The organism is Comamonas testosteroni (genome assembly GCF_014076415.1).
GTDB lineage: Bacteria > Pseudomonadota > Gammaproteobacteria > Burkholderiales > Burkholderiaceae_C > Comamonas > Comamonas testosteroni_F.
In genome coordinates, this window is the sequence record NZ_CP043568.1 from 2,292,046 (window position 1) to 2,312,074 (window position 20,029).

At 57.7% G+C, this 20,029-nt stretch carries 17 protein-coding genes; 11 read left to right on the forward strand and 6 right to left on the reverse strand.

Translation table 11 applies throughout. The features are described 5' to 3' along the window. Window positions 1–16: 16 nt before the first annotated feature. From F0P97_RS10460 to F0P97_RS10480, 5 genes are all read left to right on the forward strand, one after another. Complete coding sequence (locus F0P97_RS10460; RefSeq protein WP_182286653.1) at window positions 17–154, forward strand: cbb3-type cytochrome oxidase subunit 3; 138 nt, start codon at window positions 17–19, stop codon at window positions 152–154. A gap of 27 nt (window positions 155–181) precedes the next feature. Beyond that, window positions 182–1,093, forward strand: coding sequence for a cytochrome-c oxidase, cbb3-type subunit III (ccoP, locus tag F0P97_RS10465; RefSeq protein WP_182286654.1), 912 nt, complete (start codon window positions 182–184; stop codon window positions 1,091–1,093). 82 nt (window positions 1,094–1,175) lie between these two features. Next, a complete protein-coding gene (gene ccoG / locus F0P97_RS10470) occupies window positions 1,176–2,618 on the forward strand; it encodes a cytochrome c oxidase accessory protein CcoG (protein WP_182286655.1) in 1,443 nt (480 codons plus the stop codon). 126 nt (window positions 2,619–2,744) lie between these two features. Next, the gene (locus tag F0P97_RS10475) at window positions 2,745–3,050 is read left to right on the forward strand and encodes a FixH family protein (RefSeq protein ID WP_182286656.1); all 306 of its coding nucleotides are present in this window, start codon (window positions 2,745–2,747) and stop codon (window positions 3,048–3,050) included. A 376-nt stretch (window positions 3,051–3,426) separates the two neighbouring features. Next, complete coding sequence (locus F0P97_RS10480) at window positions 3,427–3,690, forward strand: hypothetical protein (RefSeq protein WP_182286657.1); 264 nt, start codon at window positions 3,427–3,429, stop codon at window positions 3,688–3,690. Between the two features lie 138 nt (window positions 3,691–3,828). Here the strand turns inward: F0P97_RS10480 and fnr are convergent, their stop codons facing one another. Beyond that, a complete protein-coding gene (gene fnr, locus F0P97_RS10485) occupies window positions 3,829–4,551 on the reverse strand; it encodes a fumarate/nitrate reduction transcriptional regulator Fnr (RefSeq protein WP_182286658.1) in 723 nt (240 codons plus the stop codon). A 268-nt stretch (window positions 4,552–4,819) separates the two neighbouring features. Here fnr and hemN point away from each other — a divergent pair, with 268 nt between their 5' ends. The 6 genes from hemN (at window position 4,820) to F0P97_RS10515 (ending at window position 13,104) form a co-directional block, all read left to right on the forward strand. Continuing rightward, window positions 4,820–6,202: an oxygen-independent coproporphyrinogen III oxidase gene (gene hemN, locus F0P97_RS10490; protein ID WP_182286659.1), complete on the forward strand. Its 1,383-nt coding sequence runs from the start codon at window positions 4,820–4,822 to the stop codon at window positions 6,200–6,202. A gap of 3 nt (window positions 6,203–6,205) precedes the next feature. Beyond that, a complete protein-coding gene (locus tag F0P97_RS10495) occupies window positions 6,206–6,919 on the forward strand; it encodes a sulfite exporter TauE/SafE family protein (RefSeq protein ID WP_182286660.1) in 714 nt (237 codons plus the stop codon). A 110-nt stretch (window positions 6,920–7,029) separates the two neighbouring features. Next, window positions 7,030–8,274, forward strand: coding sequence for an HD-GYP domain-containing protein (locus tag F0P97_RS10500; protein ID WP_256496598.1), 1,245 nt, complete (start codon window positions 7,030–7,032; stop codon window positions 8,272–8,274). Further along, entirely contained in the window at window positions 8,271–10,760 is a 2,490-nt protein-coding gene (locus F0P97_RS10505) for a bifunctional diguanylate cyclase/phosphodiesterase (protein WP_182286661.1), read from the forward strand. Before F0P97_RS10500 ends, F0P97_RS10505 begins: the two co-directional genes overlap by 4 nt. Window positions 10,761–10,941: 181 nt before the next feature. Continuing rightward, entirely contained in the window at window positions 10,942–12,192 is a 1,251-nt protein-coding gene (locus F0P97_RS10510) for a helix-turn-helix transcriptional regulator (protein ID WP_182286662.1), read from the forward strand. Window positions 12,193–12,837: 645 nt separating this feature from the next. Further along, window positions 12,838–13,104, forward strand: a complete 267-nt coding sequence (locus F0P97_RS10515) for a DUF1488 family protein (protein ID WP_182286663.1) — start codon at window positions 12,838–12,840, stop codon at window positions 13,102–13,104. 245 nt (window positions 13,105–13,349) lie between these two features. On the opposite strand, the gene F0P97_RS10520 is transcribed toward F0P97_RS10515, so the two are convergent. The 5 genes from F0P97_RS10520 to F0P97_RS10545 all read right to left on the reverse strand — a co-directional run bounded on the left by F0P97_RS10520 (window position 13,350) and on the right by F0P97_RS10545 (window position 20,003). Beyond that, a complete protein-coding gene (locus F0P97_RS10520; protein WP_182286664.1) occupies window positions 13,350–14,189 on the reverse strand; it encodes an SDR family NAD(P)-dependent oxidoreductase in 840 nt (279 codons plus the stop codon). A gap of 402 nt (window positions 14,190–14,591) precedes the next feature. Beyond that, a complete protein-coding gene (locus tag F0P97_RS10525) occupies window positions 14,592–15,665 on the reverse strand; it encodes a linear amide C-N hydrolase (RefSeq protein ID WP_182286665.1) in 1,074 nt (357 codons plus the stop codon). 425 nt (window positions 15,666–16,090) lie between these two features. Then, window positions 16,091–17,011 carry a GGDEF domain-containing protein gene (locus tag F0P97_RS10530; protein WP_182286666.1) on the reverse strand — a complete coding sequence of 307 codons (921 nt, stop codon included), beginning with the start codon at window positions 17,009–17,011 and terminating at the stop codon, window positions 16,091–16,093. A 1,610-nt stretch (window positions 17,012–18,621) separates the two neighbouring features. Then, a complete protein-coding gene (locus F0P97_RS10540; protein ID WP_232538189.1) occupies window positions 18,622–19,227 on the reverse strand; it encodes an aspartate/glutamate racemase family protein in 606 nt (201 codons plus the stop codon). Then, complete coding sequence (locus tag F0P97_RS10545; protein WP_232538190.1) at window positions 19,224–20,003, reverse strand: glutamine amidotransferase; 780 nt, start codon at window positions 20,001–20,003, stop codon at window positions 19,224–19,226. The genes F0P97_RS10540 and F0P97_RS10545 overlap by 4 nt, the downstream gene beginning before the upstream one ends. Window positions 20,004–20,029: the final 26 nt, after the last annotated feature.

Here is a 20,029-nt window from a genome sequence, read left to right on the forward strand (position 1 = left end):
GAGGAGGGACTGGAAAATGGATATCACCACCATGCGTGTTCTGGCCACACTGGCATCGCTGGCGTGCTTCGTGGGTATCTGGTGGTGGGCGTATGCCCGCCGCAACCAGGCCCGTTTTGACGAGGCAGCTCAGGTTCCATTCCTGGAAGACTGAGTCTGATCACTACAACGAGAACATCCCATGAGCGACTTCTTTAACAACTTCTGGTCCGTGTATATCGCGGCCGTTTCGCTGATCGGCATCCTCGGCTGCTTCTTGCTGCTGGTGCTGGTGGCGCGCCGCAAGGTCGTTCCTTCCACGGACAACACCACCGGTCACGTCTGGGACGAAGACCTGCGCGAGCTCAACAACCCCATGCCCAAGTGGTGGATGGGGCTGTTCGTGATCACCGTGGTCTTCAGCCTGGCCTATCTGGTGGCCTATCCAGGTCTGGGTTCCTTCAAGGGCGAGCTGGACTGGACCCAGTATGGTGCCTATGACAAGGAAATGGAGAAGGCCCGTGTCGACCTGGAGCCCATGTACGCCAAGTTCGTCAGCATGCCCACCGAAGAAATGGCCAAGGACCCCCAGGCCATGGCCATCGGCGAGCGTCTGTTCATGAACAACTGCGCGCAATGCCACGGCTCCGATGCGCGCGGCAGCAAGAGCTTCCCCAATCTGGGCGACGGTGACTGGCTGCATGGCGGCACGCCCGACAAGATCAAGGAAACCATCACCAACGGCCGCATCGGCGTGATGCCTCCCATGGCGGCAGCCGTGGGCTCGGCGGAAGATGTGCGCAATGTGGCGCACTATGTGCTGAGCCTGTCGGGCAGCCCCCACGATGCCGTCAAGGCTTCGCAGGGCAAGTCCAAGTTCGTGGCCTGCGCGGCTTGCCACGGCATGGACGGCAAGGGTAACCAGGCGCTTGGCGCACCCAACCTGACCGATGACATCTGGCTGCATGGCTGGGGCGAGTCCGTCATTGTCGACATGGTCAACCATGGCAAGATGAACGAGATGCCTGCTCAGAAGGACAAGCTGACCGAGGCGCAGATCGCGGTGCTGGCTTCCTATGTCTGGGGGCTGTCCAACGCAAGCGCCCGGAAGTAAGACGGGTGATGAAGGCGGTGCCGAGGCACCGCCTTTTTCGCATTTGAATTTTCAGTAATTACAAAAATATTAAGGAACTGCGATGCCCTGCGATCCGGAGAAACCTCGCAAAGTCATTCCGATCACGGCTGAGCCTGTGGACGGCGGTCAGGAATATATGCCCATGTTCGCCTCCGAACAGAAGGTGTACTCGCGCGCCATCAGCGGCGTCTTCTCGCGCTGGCGCTGGATCATGGTGTTCCTGACCCAGATCGTCTTCTACGGTCTGCCCTGGCTGCAGTGGGGTGAGCGCCAGATGGTGCTGTTCGACCTCGGGGCGCGGCGCTTCTATCTGTTCGGACTGGTGCTGTATCCGCAGGACTTCATCTATCTGACGGGGCTGCTGATCATCAGCGCGCTGGGGCTGTTCCTGTTTACCGCCGTGGCCGGGCGTCTGTGGTGTGGCTTCTCCTGTCCGCAGACGGTCTACACCGAGATCTTCATGTGGATCGAGAGCAAGGTCGAAGGCGATCGCAGTGCCCGCATGCGTATCGACAAGCATGGTTGGACCTTCGAGAAAATCTGGAAGAAGTCGCTCAAGCAGTTTCTCTGGATCGTTCTGTCTCTTTGGACAGGCTTCACCTTTGTCGGCTACTTCGTGCCCATCCGTGAACTGGGTGTGGAGCTGATGGCCTTCCAGGGCGGCTGGCAGATTTTCTGGGTGGCGTTCTACGGGTTCGCAACCTACGGCAATGCCGGCTATATGCGCGAGCAGGTCTGCAAGTACATGTGCCCCTATGCACGCTTCCAGAGCGCCATGTTCGACAAGGACACCATGATCGTCAGCTACGACGCCCAGCGTGGTGAAGCGCGCGGCCCGCGCAAGAAAGACGTTGACTACAAGGCACAAGGCCTGGGGGACTGCATAGATTGCAAGCTTTGCGTTCAGGTCTGCCCTGTGGGCATCGACATCCGCAAGGGGCTGCAGTATGAGTGCATCGGCTGCGGTCTGTGCATCGATGCCTGCAACTCCGTGATGGACAAGATGGAGTATCCGCGTGGCCTGATCCGGTTGACCACTCAGAATGCCGTGGCCAAGGCCTGGAAGCAGGTGCAGGTGATTCGCCGCATTTTCCGTCCGCGCGTGCTGATCTACTCGGCCGTGCTGGTAGCCCTCAGCGCCGCCATGATCGCCAGTCTGGTGCTGCGCGAGCCGCTCAAGGTCGACGTGATTCGCGACCGTGCCGCGCTTTCGCGCATCGTGGCGGGCGGCAAGCTGGAGAACGTCTACCGTCTGCAGATCATGAACGCCACCGAGTCCGAGCAGCGCTACCGTATCAGCGCCGAGGGCCTGGAGAATCTGGAGGTCGCATCCGATCAGGAAGTGAGCGTTGGCCCTGCAGAGACACGTGGCATTGCGGTGCGGCTGCAGATTCCGTATGGCTCAGCCACTCCCGGCTCGCACCCCGTACACTTCAATGTGGATGCAGTGACTGCCGGAGCAGGGCGTATTTCCGAAAAGACGGTGTTCCTGGTGCCGCGTTAATGCCAAGTCTTGCCGGTCTTCATGAGCCATCACGGAGGCCGGACAAGGGCACCGCCAATCGGCAACAATTGATGCCACCCTGCCATGCGTGCCTGGGTGGTCAGAATTTTGGAAAGAGGTTTCATCATGTTGGCAGCACAAGCCAAGGTCTCGCAAACGGCCAAGATCATCCACCCTGAGGACGGCAAGCCCTGGTGGAAGTTTGCCCATGTCTGGCTCATCATCGCCGGCCCGGTGATCGTGGTGATTGCCGGCTTTGTCACCGCATACATCGCAATGAGCAGGCCCGATCCCGTGATTGACCCTGACTACTACCGCCATGGCATGGAAATCAACCAGCGCCTGAGCGAAAGTGAAAAAAGCCTGGCGCCGGCAGTGACGGGGCGCAACCATGCCGCGACGCCAGCCAAGGATCATCCGCTGGATCGCTGACTGCGATTTCAACGCATCATCCTCAAGGCCGCTTCCGCGGCCTTTTTTTACGCCTATGGTTGCAGACTTTTCTGGAGCACGGCCGGTCGTGGCGGAGCTCTATGTCTTGGTCGACCGCAGAGTCGGACGGTTGTCTGCAGTGCTCAAAAACCGGCAAAGGATGGCCGGGCGGGTTCAATATCAGGAGCGCATAGCGCTTTATCAAAGCTTATTTCAGATAGATATTGACCTTAAGTCAATACAAAGAATGCACTGGAAGCTCTTTAAATAATAGCGGTTCAGGGTTTCCTATCTGAGTGCATGCCCTTGGTATGGCAGGGAAGGTCATGGCAATTGTGCAAAATGGGTTCAAAACCACAGGCCAAGGAGAATCGCGATGGATGCTCGACGCTGGATGTGGATTGTCTGGCCGGCTTTTCTGGCCGCGGCAATCATGGAAATGGTGGTATTTGCCTTTGTGGACCCGCTGGACATGCACTGGCTGGGCTCGCCTCTGGAATGGTCGCGCAATGCCATTTACACCCTGGCCTTTTTTGCCTTCTGGGCGGTCGCCGTGGCCAGCGGACTGATGACTGTCATGTTGGGGCGTTCGGCCAGCGATCTGAACCAGGGCATAGTCTCGGAGCCCCTGGTCGAGTGAAGCGCTGCGCACAGGGCCGCAGTTTCGGGGCCGGTGGCGGCCCCGGATGGTGCTTGGTCGCTCTCTGTGCCGGCGGCCTCGGCGGCGGGAAGCTTCTGGCAGGCATTCGCTGCCATCAAAAAAGCCCGCTGTCTGAACTTAGCCCTGGCATTGCTGGCTGTTGACGATGCGCTTGAGCGCATCGGTATCCAGAATGCGCAGATGGCGCTGTCTGACTTCGATGATGCCTTCCTCGGCGAACTTGGAGAAGGTGCGGCTCACGGTCTCCAGCTTGAGGCCCAGATAGCTGCCGATTTCTTCACGCGTCATGCGCAGCACCAACTCCGACTTCGAAAAGCCGCGTGCCGACAGACGCTGCACCAGGTTCAGCACAAAGGCTGCCAGACGCTCTTCGGCGCGCATGCTGCCCAGCAGCAGCATTACGCCATGCTCGCGCACGATTTCGCGGCTCATGACCTTGTGCACATGATTTTGCAGCGCCGTGACTTCGCGCGAGAGCTGCTCGAGCTTGTCGAAAGGCATGATGCAGACTTCGGCATCTTCCAGGGCCACGGCATCGCAGGTGTGGTGGTCGTTGACGATGCCGTCCAGGCCAATGATCTCGCCGGCCATCTGAAAGCCTGTGACCTGGTCGCGTCCGTCTTCAGTGGCCACGCTGGTCTTGAAGAAGCCGGTGCGAATGGCGTACAGCGAGGTGAACTCTTCTCCATTGCGAAATAGCAGCCCGCCGCGCTTGACCTTGCGGCGCGTGGCCACAATCTCGTCAATACGCTCCATTTGTTCATCGTCCAGGCCCATGGGCATGCACAGTTCACGCAGATTGCAGTTGGAGCAGGATGCTTTGATGGTCTGAAGATTCATGGGCTTTTAGCAACGGCGCAGACAGACACAGAGTGGAGAGTCGCGCCGGTCGTTGACCTCGTGGTTGAAGATGAGATGGATCAAATTGTCGCAGCACTCGCCTTGATGTCTCTTGATTTTCATCAAGGACAGGGTGATTGCCTTGGGGCACATTGCCCGTATTCGTTCAAAAACATGCGCTTTTGCCTATTTCGGGCATGATTTTCAGGATCTGATTTCCATTGAAATCTGCTCTATACAGAGTGTGGGCGCACCCTAACTCCCAGTTATGACCGCAGTCACGCCTGAGTTGCTGAGCCGCTTTGATATCCCCGGCCCACGCTACACATCATTCCCAACAGCCGACCGTTTTGTTGAGGCTTTTGGTGCAGATGACTATATCCTGGCATTGAAACAGCGCAAGACGCATTCGGGCTCACGTGCCTTGCCCCTGTCCGTTTATGTGCATGTGCCGTTTTGCGAGTCGCTTTGCTATTACTGCGCCTGCAACAAGATCGTGACCAAGCATCATGAGAAGGCTGCCGAGTATCTGGATTATCTGAGCCGTGAACTGGCCATGCATACCGAGCATTGCGGTAAAGGCCAGTTGGTAAGCCAGCTGCATCTGGGAGGCGGCACGCCGACCTTCTTCAGCGATGCCGAGCTGCGGCAGCTGATGCTTCTGATGCGTGAGCATTTCAAGCTCGATCCAGCCGGCGAGTATTCCATCGAGGTCGATCCGCGCACGGTCAGCAACGAGAGGTTGAAGGCACTCAAGGACATGGGCTTCAATCGCCTGAGCTTTGGCGTGCAGGATTTTGATCCCGCAGTGCAGAAAGCGGTGCACCGGGAGCAGCCCGCCGAGCAAGTCTTTGAGTTGGTGGCCGAGGCCCGCCGTCTGGGCTTTGTCTCCATCAATGTGGACCTGATCTACGGTCTGCCCAAGCAGACAACCGAGTCTTTTGCGCGAACGCTGGCCCAGGTCAATGAGCTGCGTCCCGACCGCATTGCGTTGTATGCCTATGCGCATCTGCCTGAGCGCTTCAAGCCGCAAAGGCGTATTGCATCCGCTGACTTGCCCATGGGACAGGACAAGCTGAACATGCTCTCCGGCGCAATTGATGCCTTCATGAATGGCGGCTATGTCTATGTGGGCATGGATCACTTTGCGCTGCCCGACGACTCTCTGGCCGTCGCCAAGCGCCAGGGGCGCCTGCATCGCAATTTCCAGGGCTACAGCACCCAGCCCGATTGCGACCTGATTGCGTTGGGCGTATCGGCCATCGGCAAGGTGGGCGCCACCTACAGCCAGAACGTCAAGACCCTGGAAGAGTATTACGACGCCATTGATGGCGGCATGCTGCCCGTGCAGCGCGGATTGGCGCTCTCGCGTGACGATCTGGTGCGCAGAGCCATCATCATGGCCATCATGTGTCAGGGCTCCGTCCTGTATGAGCCGATGGAGCAGGCCTGGCTGATCAATTTCCGCGAGTACTTTGCTCGGGAGCTGGCAGCACTGGCGGAAATGCAGCGCAATGGCCTGGTTCAGCTATCCGACGAGGGCTTCAAGGTCACGGGCCTGGGCTGGTTTTTTGTGCGCGGAGTAGCCATGCTGTTTGATCGATATTTGCAGGCCGACCGAAACCGCGCGCGCTTTTCGCGCATCATCTAGCGCATGTTGTTTTCGCTGGTCTGGACTGCTTTGATCATGGGGCTCGTGGGTGGGCCCCATTGTCTTGTGATGTGCGCTGCACCCTGCAGCGTTGTGACGGGTGCAAGGCCTACCAGCGACGGCCAGGTCATCGCCTTGCACGGCCTGCAAAAACGCCAATGGCTGCGTACCAGTCTGTTTCATCTGGGACGCATTGCTGGTTATGCCCTGCTGGGCGGAGTGGCTGCCGTGGCCATGGAGAGTCTGGCCTGGCTGACCAGCCAGACAACGGCCTTGCAGAAGCTGTGGACGCTGATGCATGTCGCGGTCATGGCCTGGGGTCTGGCCATGGTGGTGCAGGCGCGACAACCGGTGTGGCTGGAGCAGGCGGGGCGTTCTGTCTGGACCAGGGTCCAGCCCTGGGTCGTCGCCCCAGGAGGGAGTCTGGCCGCGGGCTTTGCCTGGGCCCTGATGCCTTGCGGCTTGCTGTATTCGGCAGTGCTGGTGGCCGCGCTGAGTGGCGGAGTCTGGCAAGGTGCTCTGTCCATGACAGCCTTTGCCGTTGGCGGCGCAGTGTGGCTGCTGGCGGGTCCCTGGTTGTGGCAACTGGGGCAGTCGCATCTCAATACATTGCGGGCGCGCTGGGGCACCAGAATTGCGGGTCTGATGCTGATTGGTGTTGCGAGTTGGGCTTTGTGGATGGATCTGGTCTACAAACCCAGCCTTTGGTGCCGATAAGTCACACAGGAAGGGAATGTTGGTGCAGTTTGCATCCCAACAGACCCTAGTCATGCTTGAGCAGTCATGGAACTGCGGAATAATGTCTTATCTTGTGTGTAGCGCTCAAAGTGAATCGTTTCGTTGCTATTGATATCGGACAACTGCGAATTGGCATGTATGTCCATCTGGAGACTGGCTGGTTGCGCCACCCGTTTCCCGTCAGCAGCTTCAAGATTGTCAATGAAGAGCAGTTGCAGACACTCAGGACCTTGAAGCTCAAGGCAGTTCAGGTTGATCTATCCAGAAGCGATCTGGAAGCAGAGGCTGCGCCTCCGGCCGCAGACCCTCAACTCGCTCCTGTCCCCCCTGAGAATGATGCGCATGCATGGCGCAACAGTATCTTGGGCGTGCAATCCAGGTTTCTGGGCGCGGTTTCCGTATTTGATGACGTGCAGGCCTTGTTGCCAGCCAACCCCGAGAAGGCGCGGACAACGACGGATATGCTGGTTGCGCAGCAAGTCGTCAAACTGGCGCAGGCTCGTGATCTGAGTTTGCATCTGCTCGCGGATACGGGTGGCGCCACCTTTGGCGTTCATGGTGTCAACGTCTCTGTACTGAGCCTGCTGCTGGGTAAGACGCTGGGCCTGTGCGATGACATATTGAAGGATCTGGGCACGGCAGCCCTGTTGCATGACATCGGCAAGCCAGGGCTTGAGATTTCCGCGTCGGCCAATGCACTGAATCAGGGCACGGGCCGCACGCCTCTGCGAGAGACCGTGTATGCGCGCCATGTCGGAGAGTCGGTGGCACTGGCGCTATCCATGGGCTATCCCCCTTCCGTCACGACGGCCATCGCCCAGCATCATGAATGGGCCGATGGGTCAGGCTTTCCACTTGGCTTGCTGGCCGAAGACATGGACATTGCCGGACAGATCCTGGCGCTGGTCAATAATTTTGAGCGCTTGTGCAATCTGCCACTGCAAGGCAACGAAATGACGCCCCATGAAGCCATGGCTGCACTGTACGGACAGTATCGCCAGCGATATGCGCCCGATGTGCTCAAGGCATTCGTGCAGACCTTGGGGGTCTATCCGCCGGGCTCTTTGGTGGAACTAAGCGATGGGCGGATGGGCGTAGTGGTGTCTGTCAACACCAGCCAGTCGCTCAAGCCGCAGGTGCTGACCTATGACATGCAGGCGCCGCAGAAGCTGCGGTTCGTAGATTTGCTTGAATATGTGGGTTTGGGTATTCGCCGAGGCTTGACGCGAAATCAGCTTTCTCGAAATGCGTTAGAAGCTTTACAGCCGCAAAGGCGTCTTTGCTACTTTTTTGACAGTTCTGCAGCACCTGCTGCCGAGAAAGACCTCGCGTGACTTTGCAGCAGAGTTTTCTGATTGACCCTCTGCTTGCCTCCATGCTCGATGGTTTGCAGGAGGCGGTCTGGCTGCTGGATGCGCAGACATTGCGTGTCGTGCATGCCAATGCAGCCAGTATGCAGCTCACGGGCTACACGCCCGAGCAGGCGCAGGAGCAGTATGTCGATGTGCTGTGCGCCTCCCTGGTGCAAAAGGCGTTCTGGCAGGATGCCTCAAACTGGGTGGGTGGGGCGAAATTTCTCACAGAAATTTGTACCGCCAATGGTTCATTGACAGCTGTGGAGATGGGGGTGGGCTCCATCGCCTTGAATCCACGCTGGTTGATGCTCACCATGCTTGACCGCAGCGAGCAGTTGCGGCACGAGAGCGAACTGGACATGCTGCTTGCAGAGTTGCGGGCGACGCTTGAGTCCGCTGCAGATGGCATGCTGGTCTGTGATCTGCGCGGCGGAATTCGTGCATTCAACCACCGTTTCGCGGAGCTGTGGCAACTACCCGAGCCACTGCTCGTGCAGCGAGATGATGCGGCCGTCTTTGCCCATCTGGAAGCGCAGACCATCAGCAGCGATAGTCAGTTCACTCTTTTGCAGGATGCGCAGGACCTGTCGGCTCCTGAAACCTCGGAGGTACTGCAACTGCTCAGTGGCAGGGTTCTGGAGCGCCGCTCCGTGCCTCAGCTCAGTCGCGGTGTGGCGATAGGGCGTATCTACTCCTATCGAGACATCACGGTGGAGTCCAGCTCGGCGACAGAGCTGCGTCTGGCTGCAAGAGTGTTCGAGTCCAGCCTGGACGGTATCTTCATTGCCGATGCCAATGGTGTCATCGTTCAGGTCAACCCGGCTGGCGGGCAGCTGCTGCATGGCAAGGCGGTGCTTGGGCTCGCTGCCTGGACTCTGTTCGAGTCCGAGGGAGGGCCTGTGTCCGACCTGCTGGAGCTGGCGGCTGCGCGCTGGGATGTGGGCAGCTTCTGGGAGGGCAATCTTTGGCTCAAGCAGAGCGAAGGTCAGCGCTGCGCGGTCTGGCTGTCCTGGGTGGCATTGCGTGACGGCTATGGGCGTCTGGTACAAAGCATTGGCTTTATGCGCGACATGACCATGCAGCGCAGTGCCCAAAAGCAGATTGAGCAGCTGGCTTACAGTGATGCGTTGACAGGGCTGCCCAATCGCCTGAGCTTGAGCCGTCACGTGCAAGCCGCCATCACTGCAGCACGCTTCACACAGCAGCCCTTCAGCATTCTGTTTCTGGACCTGGACCGTTTCAAGATCATCAACGATTCACTGGGCCATGACTTCGGCGACCGGGTGCTCAAGCTGGTTGCTCAGCGGCTGAGCGGCCTGCTGCGTCCTGCCGATGTGCTGTGCCGTCAGGGCGGGGACGAATTTGTTCTCTACCTGCATGATTGCACGGGGGAAGGTGCTTCGGCCGTGGCCGCCCGTATTCTGGACGAAATGCGCCAGCCCTTCATGCTTGACGGTCTGGGCTTTTCCGTTCAGTGCAGCATTGGGGCTGCGCAATTTCCGGCGGATGGCTTGACGCTGGACGAGCTGATTCGTCAGGCCGATATCGCCATGTATCGCGTCAAGGAGCGTGGACGCGGCAATTTCAGCTTCTACCAGCCGCAAATGAGTGCGGGTCTGCTCTCGCGCATGAAGCTGGAGCATGCCATGCGCCAGGCGCTGGACAAGGGACATATGGCCGTGCACTTTCAGCCACAGGTACATATCCGTTCGGGTCGCATCGTGGCTGCAGAGGCCTTGCTTCGATGGACGGACCCCGAACTGGGGGTGATCTCTCCTGCAGCCTTCATTCCCTTGGCGGAGGAGTCCGGCTATGTGGTTGCGCTGGATGCCTGGGTGCTGGAGCAATCAGTACAAGAGGCGGCGCGCTGGCTGGCTATGGGCAAGCCCGTCAAGGTATCGGTGAATGTCTCCGCGCTGGAGTTCAGGCAGCCGGACTTTGTGGACCGCCTCAAATACGTGCTGGAAGCCAGCGGCTTGCCGGCACAGTGGCTGGAGCTGGAGCTGACCGAGAGCATTTTGCTGCAGGAGGCGCAGGAAATGGCTTTGCGCGTGCATCAGATCGCAGAACTGGGTGTGGGCCTGGTCATTGACGACTTCGGTACCGGCTATTCGAGCTTGGCCTATTTGAAAAAACTGCCGATCTCCAAGATCAAGATCGACCAGAGTTTTGTGCGCGGCCTGCCGCACGATGCGGGAGACAAGGCCATTGTGGGCGCCATCATCAGCATGGGGCAGGCATTGGGTGTGGAACTGGTGGCAGAAGGTGTGGAAACACAGGAGCAATGCCAGGCCATTGAGCAGTTACAGGGTGACTACTTTCAGGGCTATCTGTGCTCGCCAGCCTTGCCTGCGGAGCAATTCCGAAAGCGCTTGGAGCTGGGTGCATCCGGGCAGGAGCCGAGAGTTCAGCCGTATTCGTCGGATGACGATGCCAGCGGTATTCATATTGCAGGTCTGCAATAGTTGGAGGCCATGCTTTTTTGCTAGGTTTCCTATCGTCTGATTTGACGATGTGCAGTTTGTGGGGACTCAGCAAAATCAAGCCATTTCTTGGGCCGACTTCCGGGTGCGTGCATCAATGAAGAACGCGCGCAGAGTTGAGTAACTGTGCGGTATTTGATGGGCCGGATTTTTGAGATAGCAAATGCCCAAAAGCGATTACGCAACTTTTGATTTCTACAACTATCGCTCGGATGCTCTTCAGGCCGTCACCGGCTTTCCCGTTCCGTATGCTGTGGAGCCTGAGGCAGCTTCTTCGCCGGAACAGGTTTCGGTCATCAGTACCGAAGCCTTGAGTCCACTGATTACTGCGCTGTACGAGTCAGCCATGGACCCGCAGAACTGGAGGGTATTTCTGGAGCTGCTGCGCTCAAGCGCCAATGGCAACTACGCTTCGCTCGTGGTGCGCGACCCTCATGGTGAGAATGTGGGCTGGGTAATTTCGGCAACGGGCGGTCGCTCCGAAGTCATTCCCTACGACCCTTATGCGCAATGGAGTCCGTTTCTCGGTATCGTCAAGGACAAGGTGTTCACCCTGTTGGATGTGATGACGGAGGCCGAATGGCATTCCTGTCGCTACTACACCGACTGGTGCAAGGGGGTGGACATCGAGCACATTCTGGCTGTGGATGTCATGACCGATAACGGCTGCTCCTATGGTTGGCGTGTCACGCGGCCTGCGGCGGCGGGAGCATTCGAGTCAACACATCTGGACGTGGTGCGCATGTTGGTGCCGCACCTCAAGCGGGTGTTGAACATGCAGCTGAATCTGCATCGTGACCGGCAGGTCATATCGCTATACGGGCGTGCCACCGCGCAACTGATGATGGGCGTGGTCATTCTCGATCAGACGGGGAAAATGATAGAGGCCAACCCAGCGGCCACCACCATTCTGAACGTGGGTGATGGAATACGGGTCAACAACGGTGGGCTCGAGGCGGTCTATGCCAATGACAATCGCCGGCTGCAGCGTCTGATCCGCGATGCCTTGCTTTCGCCCAAGCTGGAGAGCGTCTCCATGGCCGAGGGTATGTCCATCACTCGCCAGTCCGGTCAACTCAACTGGGGCGTGGTGGTGCAAAGCATCTCTCCCGATGAATGGACCGAAGGCAAGCAGCGTCCCAGCGTAGCGGTTTTTCTGCGCGATACGACGGGCAAGGCAGAGCCGCCCGTCAAGCTCACGCAGCAGCTTTTTCATCTGACTCCTGCAGAGACAGCAGTGGCCACGCATCTGAGCAACGGCATGTCTTTGGAGGAGGCTGCTGACGCCCTGGGTATCAAACCCAATACCGCCCGTGCCCATTTGCGCTCCATCTTTTCCAAGACCGGGGTTCGTCGTCAGACCGAACTGGTGCGACTCTTTCTCAACAGCGTGGCCTGGCTGGGCAATCATTGATTCCAGCCCGGAAAACAGGCAAAAAAGGCCCGCATTGCAGGCTGTTTCTTGTGCCTCGTTGGGGGCTGTTGCAAGCACGGGGGCATCTGCCATTGCCTCGTGGCTGCTGGAGTCGCAGTCATGACGCCTGAAGTCCTCATTCACCGGCTGGGCTCATGCCTTAGAGGTCGGCATTATCACGGCAGAGACGCAGCCTGCAAGGTTGAAACCAGCTTTGAATGCGAATGCAAGCAGGTCACCGACGTCTGGAACTGTTGAATGCCGATCGCAGTCTTTCAGTTGGTCGCCTAGTACGCCTGCTGCACAGGCGAGAGCATCGGGCACTGTCGGCTGAGTTGCCTGCGCAGGCCGCATGCAGGGGAACAGGGTGGCAGTTGTTTGCAATGCTTTGTGGCATGGTCGGGGATCTTGCTTTCGGTTTCCGCTCCTCGAATGAGAACAGTACGCGACGGGCCGAGGTGTTTGTGGACAGTGGCTGCAGGGAGGTGCTCGTCCCTGGGCTTCTTGAAAGCAGGAGGGGAGGGATGCATGGCAGCTGCCGCAGCACCTACCAGATTGAATGGTGATCAGAGGGCTTCAGAAAGTAAAAGCCACATAGTGGAGGGCTATGGGTAAACTATTGCTGATTAATTCAGTGAGGCATGTATGGATCGAATGGATGCCAGTGCAACGTATGAAATGAGCCCGCGCAGGGTTGTTTTTGAGTACATGACCAACGGTGAGGCTCGATCGGCAGCTATCAGTGGCGATGCGCTTGAGCGCCTGACGAGAGCCAAGGAACTTGCTGGAGCGGGGCAGAACTTGGCGGCATACAGAGCCCATTGGCAAGCAATTCACGGGCTGGCAGCGACAAAGCACGATCAAGGTCAGGGTCCTGTCGTCATTCGCGTCGGTGATATTCAAGCTCGATAGAGTGATGTGGGTCCTGTGCCAGACTCCCTGTGCTCGTGAAGGAGTCGGGCGGCGACCTTTCTTGCTTTCTGAATCTGAACGTCAAGCCATTCGGCCTTGACGGCACGCTCTGTACGTTACGAAGCGGCTGTAAAGGGTATGGAGTTTGCTTAATGGTGCAGTGCGCATGGCGCGCGAACCTGTTTGTCGGTTGAAGTGGCTTGTCAGAGCCCACTCATGTGGCTCACGGCTGGAGTGCAGTTAACTCATGTCGGGCGGCGTGGAGTTGGCAGATGGCCGCCGTCGACGTAGATGTTCTGACCGGTGATCCATTCGCCTTGGTCGCTGCACAGGAATGTGACCAAATGGGCAATGTCTTCGCCGGTACCTGCCCGACCCAGAGAGATGTAGCCGGCGATCATGTCGTCCCACACTTTGCCGCGAGGAACATCATCCAGGCGACTTGTTTCCACGATGCCTGGAGCCACGACATTCACGCGGATCTTCTTGGGGCCAAGCTCTCGCGCCATGATGGTGCTCAGGCCATTGATGGCCACCTTGGTGGTGGCATAGGCGCCGGTGTCCGGCGCCAGCAGCTGCGCTGCCAGCGATGAAATATTGATGATGGCGCCGCCATCTCCCTGTGCCCCCATTTGTTTTGCGAACGCACGAGACATATAGAAGGTTCCGTTCAGGTTGACATTCATCACCCGATGCCATGTATCGATGGACAGCTCCGTCACCGGGGTGCGGTCGTCGCCGCGGGTTGCGCCCGCGTTGTTGATCAGAAAATCCACACGCCCCAATTCTGCAATCGTGCGTGCAAGCAGTGCGTCGATGGACTCCGGGTTGCTGACGTCGGAAACCACAGGCAGGGCGCGGCGCCCGAGCTGGCGGATTTCATCTGCCACCGATTCGATATCGCGCCAATATGCATCACGCTCATCTTCCGGATAGGTTTCGGGGGCGCGGCCCGTGCCCGTCAGGACGACATCACAACCCGCCTGCGCCAATGCCAGTGCAATGGGCCGACCAATGCTGCGCATCCGGCCAGCACCGGTGACCACGGCCACTTTGCCTTCAAAACCAGTCAACGTATACGACATGCCACTTCCTTGCGATAGGTTCCCGGAACATTCAGACGAATCAAGATTCTTCGGTCTGGCCTGAGGCTCATGCACTCCAATCTGCGCATCAAGGACGATGCAACCGTTGAAGATCGAGCAACTCATCAGCCGGATTCTTGGAGTGGCGCCGCTGAGGAAAATCGTCTGATGAGACTAGGGATACGCGCCCATTGAAGGGCTCCTGCTGGCTTGTCAGTCTGGGGGCTTTGGGCGTGCGCTGGGTGCAATTGGATAATCCCGGTACTCCTTTTGCGTTAGAGCATTGGCAGCACAGACGCAGGTTGGATCGACTGCCTGCATGGGCTGGAGCAGCGCTTTCCAGAAAGAAAAAACCCGCTCGGTGCGGGTTTGGATCGGGGCCGATCAAGCGCGGCGAAGTGCTCAGATGCCTTGAAATTTGAATGGCGGCGACGCTTTGAATTGTTTGGTTGCATCCCCCGAATAGGTGTGATTCTGGTCCGGTCCCAGATCGATCTTCATTACCTTGCCTTTTTCCTTGCTGAAGTCCAGTGCCTTCAGGTCCACCCAGAATGTGTTGGGCGTCAGCGCCGACTCAAAGAAATACAGCTTGCGCTCGTGATCGAACACGGTGCGCCAGCGGGTGGAGGAGATATTGGGCTCTTCCGGGGTATTAAGGCCGTACGGCACGGAGGCATTGCGGATCACGCTGAAGACGCTGGCCAGTGCCTTGTTCGGGCTTTGATCCTTGGGGATGGCGTTGACGTAGAACGAAGCGCGGGCGAATCGGTCTGCAGCACGGTTGGTACCGGGCAGCATGGTGGTGCCCCCAATCTGCTTCCAATAGGTATTGAGCGCCAGTTGCTGGTCGAAGGTCGGCGAGTTTGTCATGACCTGGTATTGGCGACCGTGATGAATGACTTGCTTGCCACCGATGTACTCCACGATCGCGCTATCACCGCTGGCATCGGAGATGGAGAGGTGCACGGTGGTCAGCCGATTTTCGCCAGGCATGTTGTCGGATACCAGAGTGAATGGTTCTTCGCTCAGGGCGGCCACAGCCTGCTGTACGGTCGCAAAGTTGTCCAGCACATATTGAGCCCAGGCAGCGATCGACAGACCCGGCTTGCTGTTGGCGCCGAAGGAGGGATATTGAGACTCGACGAGCCACAGAAGGTTGGCATTCAGGCCGGCCTCGTTGACGCCGTCGGTGGTGGAAATGTCATAGCCCGAGGTGATGACGCTGCCGTACTTGGACGTCCAGCGCACGGTGTTGGGGCCGGTCTCGCCAGTGCGCTGCATGCCTCGCGGCAGGACCCAGAGGTTGCTGACGATGTCACTCTTCCAGTCCATGGATCGTGCAGTGATCACGTGGCCGTTGGCGCCCTGAAATACCAGCCGTGTGCATGCCCAGGAACTGGACGCCGCCGCAAGACCTGAAACTCCCAGCACGAAAGCAGCCACATGAGGGCGGATACATGGCATGTTCATCTTCATTAGTGCCTCCACGGTTAAAAAATGTGAATGGTGCCAAGCATGCCACATGCATCGGTAGTGAGATATTGATCAAGCTCCAGCGGCATGGATGCCAGGCCATGGACATTCAAACGGCCTCGGTACCCGCTCTTGCAAGAAGCCCAGTAAGGCAGCGGTGATTCACGATCTGTTCGCTTCCACCATATCAGGCATCAGGCATCAGGCATCAGGCATCAGGCATCAGGCATCAGGCATCAGGCATCAGGCGCGGAAGCTTGCCCTTGGCAATGGCTCCACCGGTATTAAGCTGCGATCGTCCAGGCTCTCTTCGTCCATGACCGCATCGAGAAGCACCATGTTCTTGATAGCTGTGGGTAGAGGACGGAATGACCATCCACAAGGATGTTGTCTTGCGGATCAGGCTCTTGGCTAGCCAGAGATTTGAACTAGGCGAGAACTACGCGATTGCGTCCAGCTGCCTTGCCTCGATACATGGCTGCATCAGCGCGCGAGATGAGGGCTTCCGCGGTTTCTCCCTGTCGATACTGAGTCGCACCCAGCGTACAGGTCACTCGCAGATCTTGGTGCACCAACTGTGCCCACGGGAGTGCTTCTGTGCTTTCGCGAATTCTTTCGAGCAGCGCTCCTGCCTGGGCCAGTTGTGTGTCACAGAGCACCAGAAGAAATTCTTCTCCGCCGTAACGACCAGCGCAATCGGTTGCACGAATCTGCGAAGACAGAAGTTGTCCAAAGGCTCGAAGCACTTGATCTCCTCCTTCGTGACCGTAACGGTCATTGACCTGCTTGAAGAAGTCAATGTCAAGCATTGCGATGCAAAACGGTGCGTCTCTGCGTTGAGCTGCATGAATACATTGTTGCAGTCGATCCATGACCCCTCGGCGGTTGGCCAGTCCCGTCAAGTCATCGTTGCGCACCAAGTTTTCAATCTGCTTCAGCGCGACGGCCAGTTTTTCATTGCTCGCACTGAGTCGATATTGCATGCTGCGAAAGTAGGTGACCAGGACGCTGCATCGGACGACCGCTCCGAGCATGACACCGACAGTGAGGAACTGCCCGATGAGGGTATCGGTGGTCATGCGCATCTGCGGCCCTACCCAATAAACGGCCAGCGCAATTGCAATGAGCGTGCAACTCCAGGTCATCCAGAAACTTGTACGCCGCGGAGCAAGAAAGCCGTCGGTACTGAAGACCAGAAGCATAACCAGTGCCTGGAACGCAACCTGAGGAGCTGCGACAAGCAAGCCCAGCACCCCTGTAACCGCGACTAGCTGGTGCCAGAAGAACAAGCCAGGGTCACTCCGAGTCTGGCTCCAGCCACTGGCATAGGCCCAGGTGATGAAGGCCATCCCTGCGCCTATCCAGAGGCCATACAGCAGCACTGCATGCAACGGCACGTAGCCTGCCCAGCAGTGGCCGAGGAATAGAAGGAAGGCATATAGATGGCTCAATAGGACCGAAGCGTGCAACTGCCATGTACGCTTACGCCAGCGTTTGAAATGCTGAGTTTCATCGGCAAGAGGCGATGAAGACTTGGGGCCCCACAAAGGTGGTCCGCGTGTTTTTTCAGGGGAGTAAGCCATTGCCGATTAATGGTCGCTAAGGTGCAAAGTGCGATTGGTTGTTACAAATAATAGTTTGCCCGAATTCTCGCCCTGGAAAAATACGGTGAGTGGCCTGACAAAGCTCGGATCGAACTGACAGCTATCGGGGTATCAGGCAACGCGACTCAGAGCCATTGCAAGGCTATATCGGTAGAAGTGTTTCCTGACGCCATTAACTCGACATGACGACCTAAGACACAGCGGTAAATGTTCATGCTCTTGAACAGTGCACTCCAGAAATAAAAAAGCCCGCTTGAGCCGGGCTGGTGCACTAATTGGGTAGGCAAACAGAATGTTCAACAAGAACTTACATGAGGCGCGCGCGGCAAGACTAGCCTGCAAGGCTCCACGTTCTTAAGGAGTTGCTATGAAGGCGCTACTTTTAATCGCGGCACTTGCCGGTACGCTGGCCGGGTGCTCAATGATGCCGGGGCGTAGTTCCGGGTCTATGCCTGCCGAGGGTTCCAGTCAGACGATGGGTGGCATGAATATGAGCGGCGACCGGGATCGCTGGATGTATGACGACAATGGGCGTTCTTGGACCGGAGGTGATGGTGCCTTTTCTGGCGCCCAGAACAGATAGGTGAATAGCTGGGTCAAGGTTTTGCTTTGAGACACTGCACGGTCCTTTCGTCCAGCCGCTCGGCATACGCGTCTGGGTACACGAATTCGTCGTGCAGTGCCTTCACTGGAACAAAGGACTCATCAGCCTGCGCGAAAGAGCCGATCAGCCTCGACCTCTGATAGACAGGCAAGTTTTATGGCTTCGAAGCTTCAAAAAACAGAGCGTATGAATACTGACTGTTGTATGAATTAGGTAAGCAAAGTAGCCGTTCAACAAGAATTTACAGCGGGCACACGCCTCAGGAATAGTCTTGAAGACTCCTTCTTCTCAAGGAGTTGTCATGAAAGCGCTACTTTTAATTGCAGCAGTGGCCAGTACGCTGGCGGGCTGCTCAATGATGCCGGGGCGTGATGCCGGGCGCATGCAAGAGCAAGGTGCCCAACGGACGATGGGAAACAGTGATATGCGCTATGAATGGGGGCGTGGAGCGTATCAAGGTCCGGGAAGCATGCCGCTGTGGGCTGGCGGGGATGACACTTCTGGAGGCCTTGGCTGGCGTCGTGATTAAGCAGGAAGAACCACATCTTGCAGCGTTGTTGCATTACAGGGACTTCTCATCAATGCAAGCGCGGATAGGTAAGTTGTGACTGACCTGTCTGCCAAAGACGATACAGGTGCTTGAAACGAGGAACAGACTGCACATCTACAGACGGGGTTAGGCACGAGGTGTGCGCCCCCAGAAACAAACCGCGCAGCAGGGCTCCATTCAGATTTCGTGATGTCTTGCGACTCACAATGCAACAACCGAGCTTGCCTGCTGCTGGTCTGACCTGTTCATTGCATCTTTGAGTTCACGTCTGGGATGTTGAAGTGCCTCTCTCAGGCAACGGCAGAGACGGGTGGCCTGGATGCGCGCAATCTGATGCTCACCGGGCACGATAACTGGTATGCCCAGATCTTCAAAAGGTGTCTTGAAGAATGTATTCGCCATGGTGAACACGGTACCCCGCAAACCGACTTTTCGTGCACCTCGCTCCTTTGCCGCATTGCAGGTGGCGTCAATGGCGCTCACTATGGGAATCGGTGACAGCGCGAGTATGCGGTCCAGAACGATGTTGGGCGTATTGCCAGTCAGCCCCACCATGTCCGCGCCACCGGCGGCCAGGCTGTGAATTGCGCCGAGCACGTAGTCGGAAAGCTGGTCAAACTCGCGTGCACGACAAAGGCTGAACACCTTGAAAGCGTTGAGGCTTTCGATGGACAGGCGAGGCAGATTCTCGTTGCCTGCCTGTGTCTGAACGCCGTGAATGATCTTTCGGTAATAGGCTACGGTGGACGCAGGGCCGATATCACCAATGAGGCCGAGTTTTTTTATTTCGCTGTTCCTTGAGGTCATTCCGGGTGCTTGCCCATGGCTGCATTCAGCGAGGCTGATGTATTGCCTGCTGGAACGGTGCCGGCATGGGTTTCTATGAAGCGCCTGAGCAGCATCAACGGCGTTGGTGTGGGGCTAACGCCTTGCAGCATGGCCGCTGGATCCAGACCTTCCGCGCGAAGCAGTTGCGCTCTCGCATTGATGCAGGCTGCCATGACTTCCGATGTGAACTCTGGATGAAACTGCACGGACACTGCGGTGGGGCTGTAGCGGACGATCTGATGAGGATCGTGAGTTGAGCGAGCCAGTGCCCTGGCTCCATTGGGTAAGCACAGGATGGTCTGAAGATGTGTGAGGTGAGCCTGGAAGCGAGGTGGGCATCCGGCGAGCCAGGCGTCCGGCTCTGCAGCCGAGAGCTGTTCGATTTCCAGACTTCCCATCTCTCTGCCGTCAGGGTGGTAATCCACGATTCCTCCCAGTGCGTGGGCCATAAGCTGATGCCCATAGCAAACGCCCATGAGCGGCATCCCCTGTGCCACAGCCTGCCGTATCCATTTGGCTGTCGCTTCGCTCCAGGGGTGCTGATCGGTCACCATGGACCACGAGCCCGTGATGATCGCCGCACGGTGCTGTCCGGGCTCGGGCAGAGGTTCTCCTTCATACACCTTCACTATGTCCATGGTTTCGGGCCTGCAGCCGACGGCTGTCAGAAACCACTGGGGAAGATCGCCTGTGATGGCTCGAATGTCCTCGGGCGGTGTGCCCGCCTGGATCAGCAGCAAAGATTGAGAGTCCACGAGAAATGGGAGAAGGTGGCAAGACC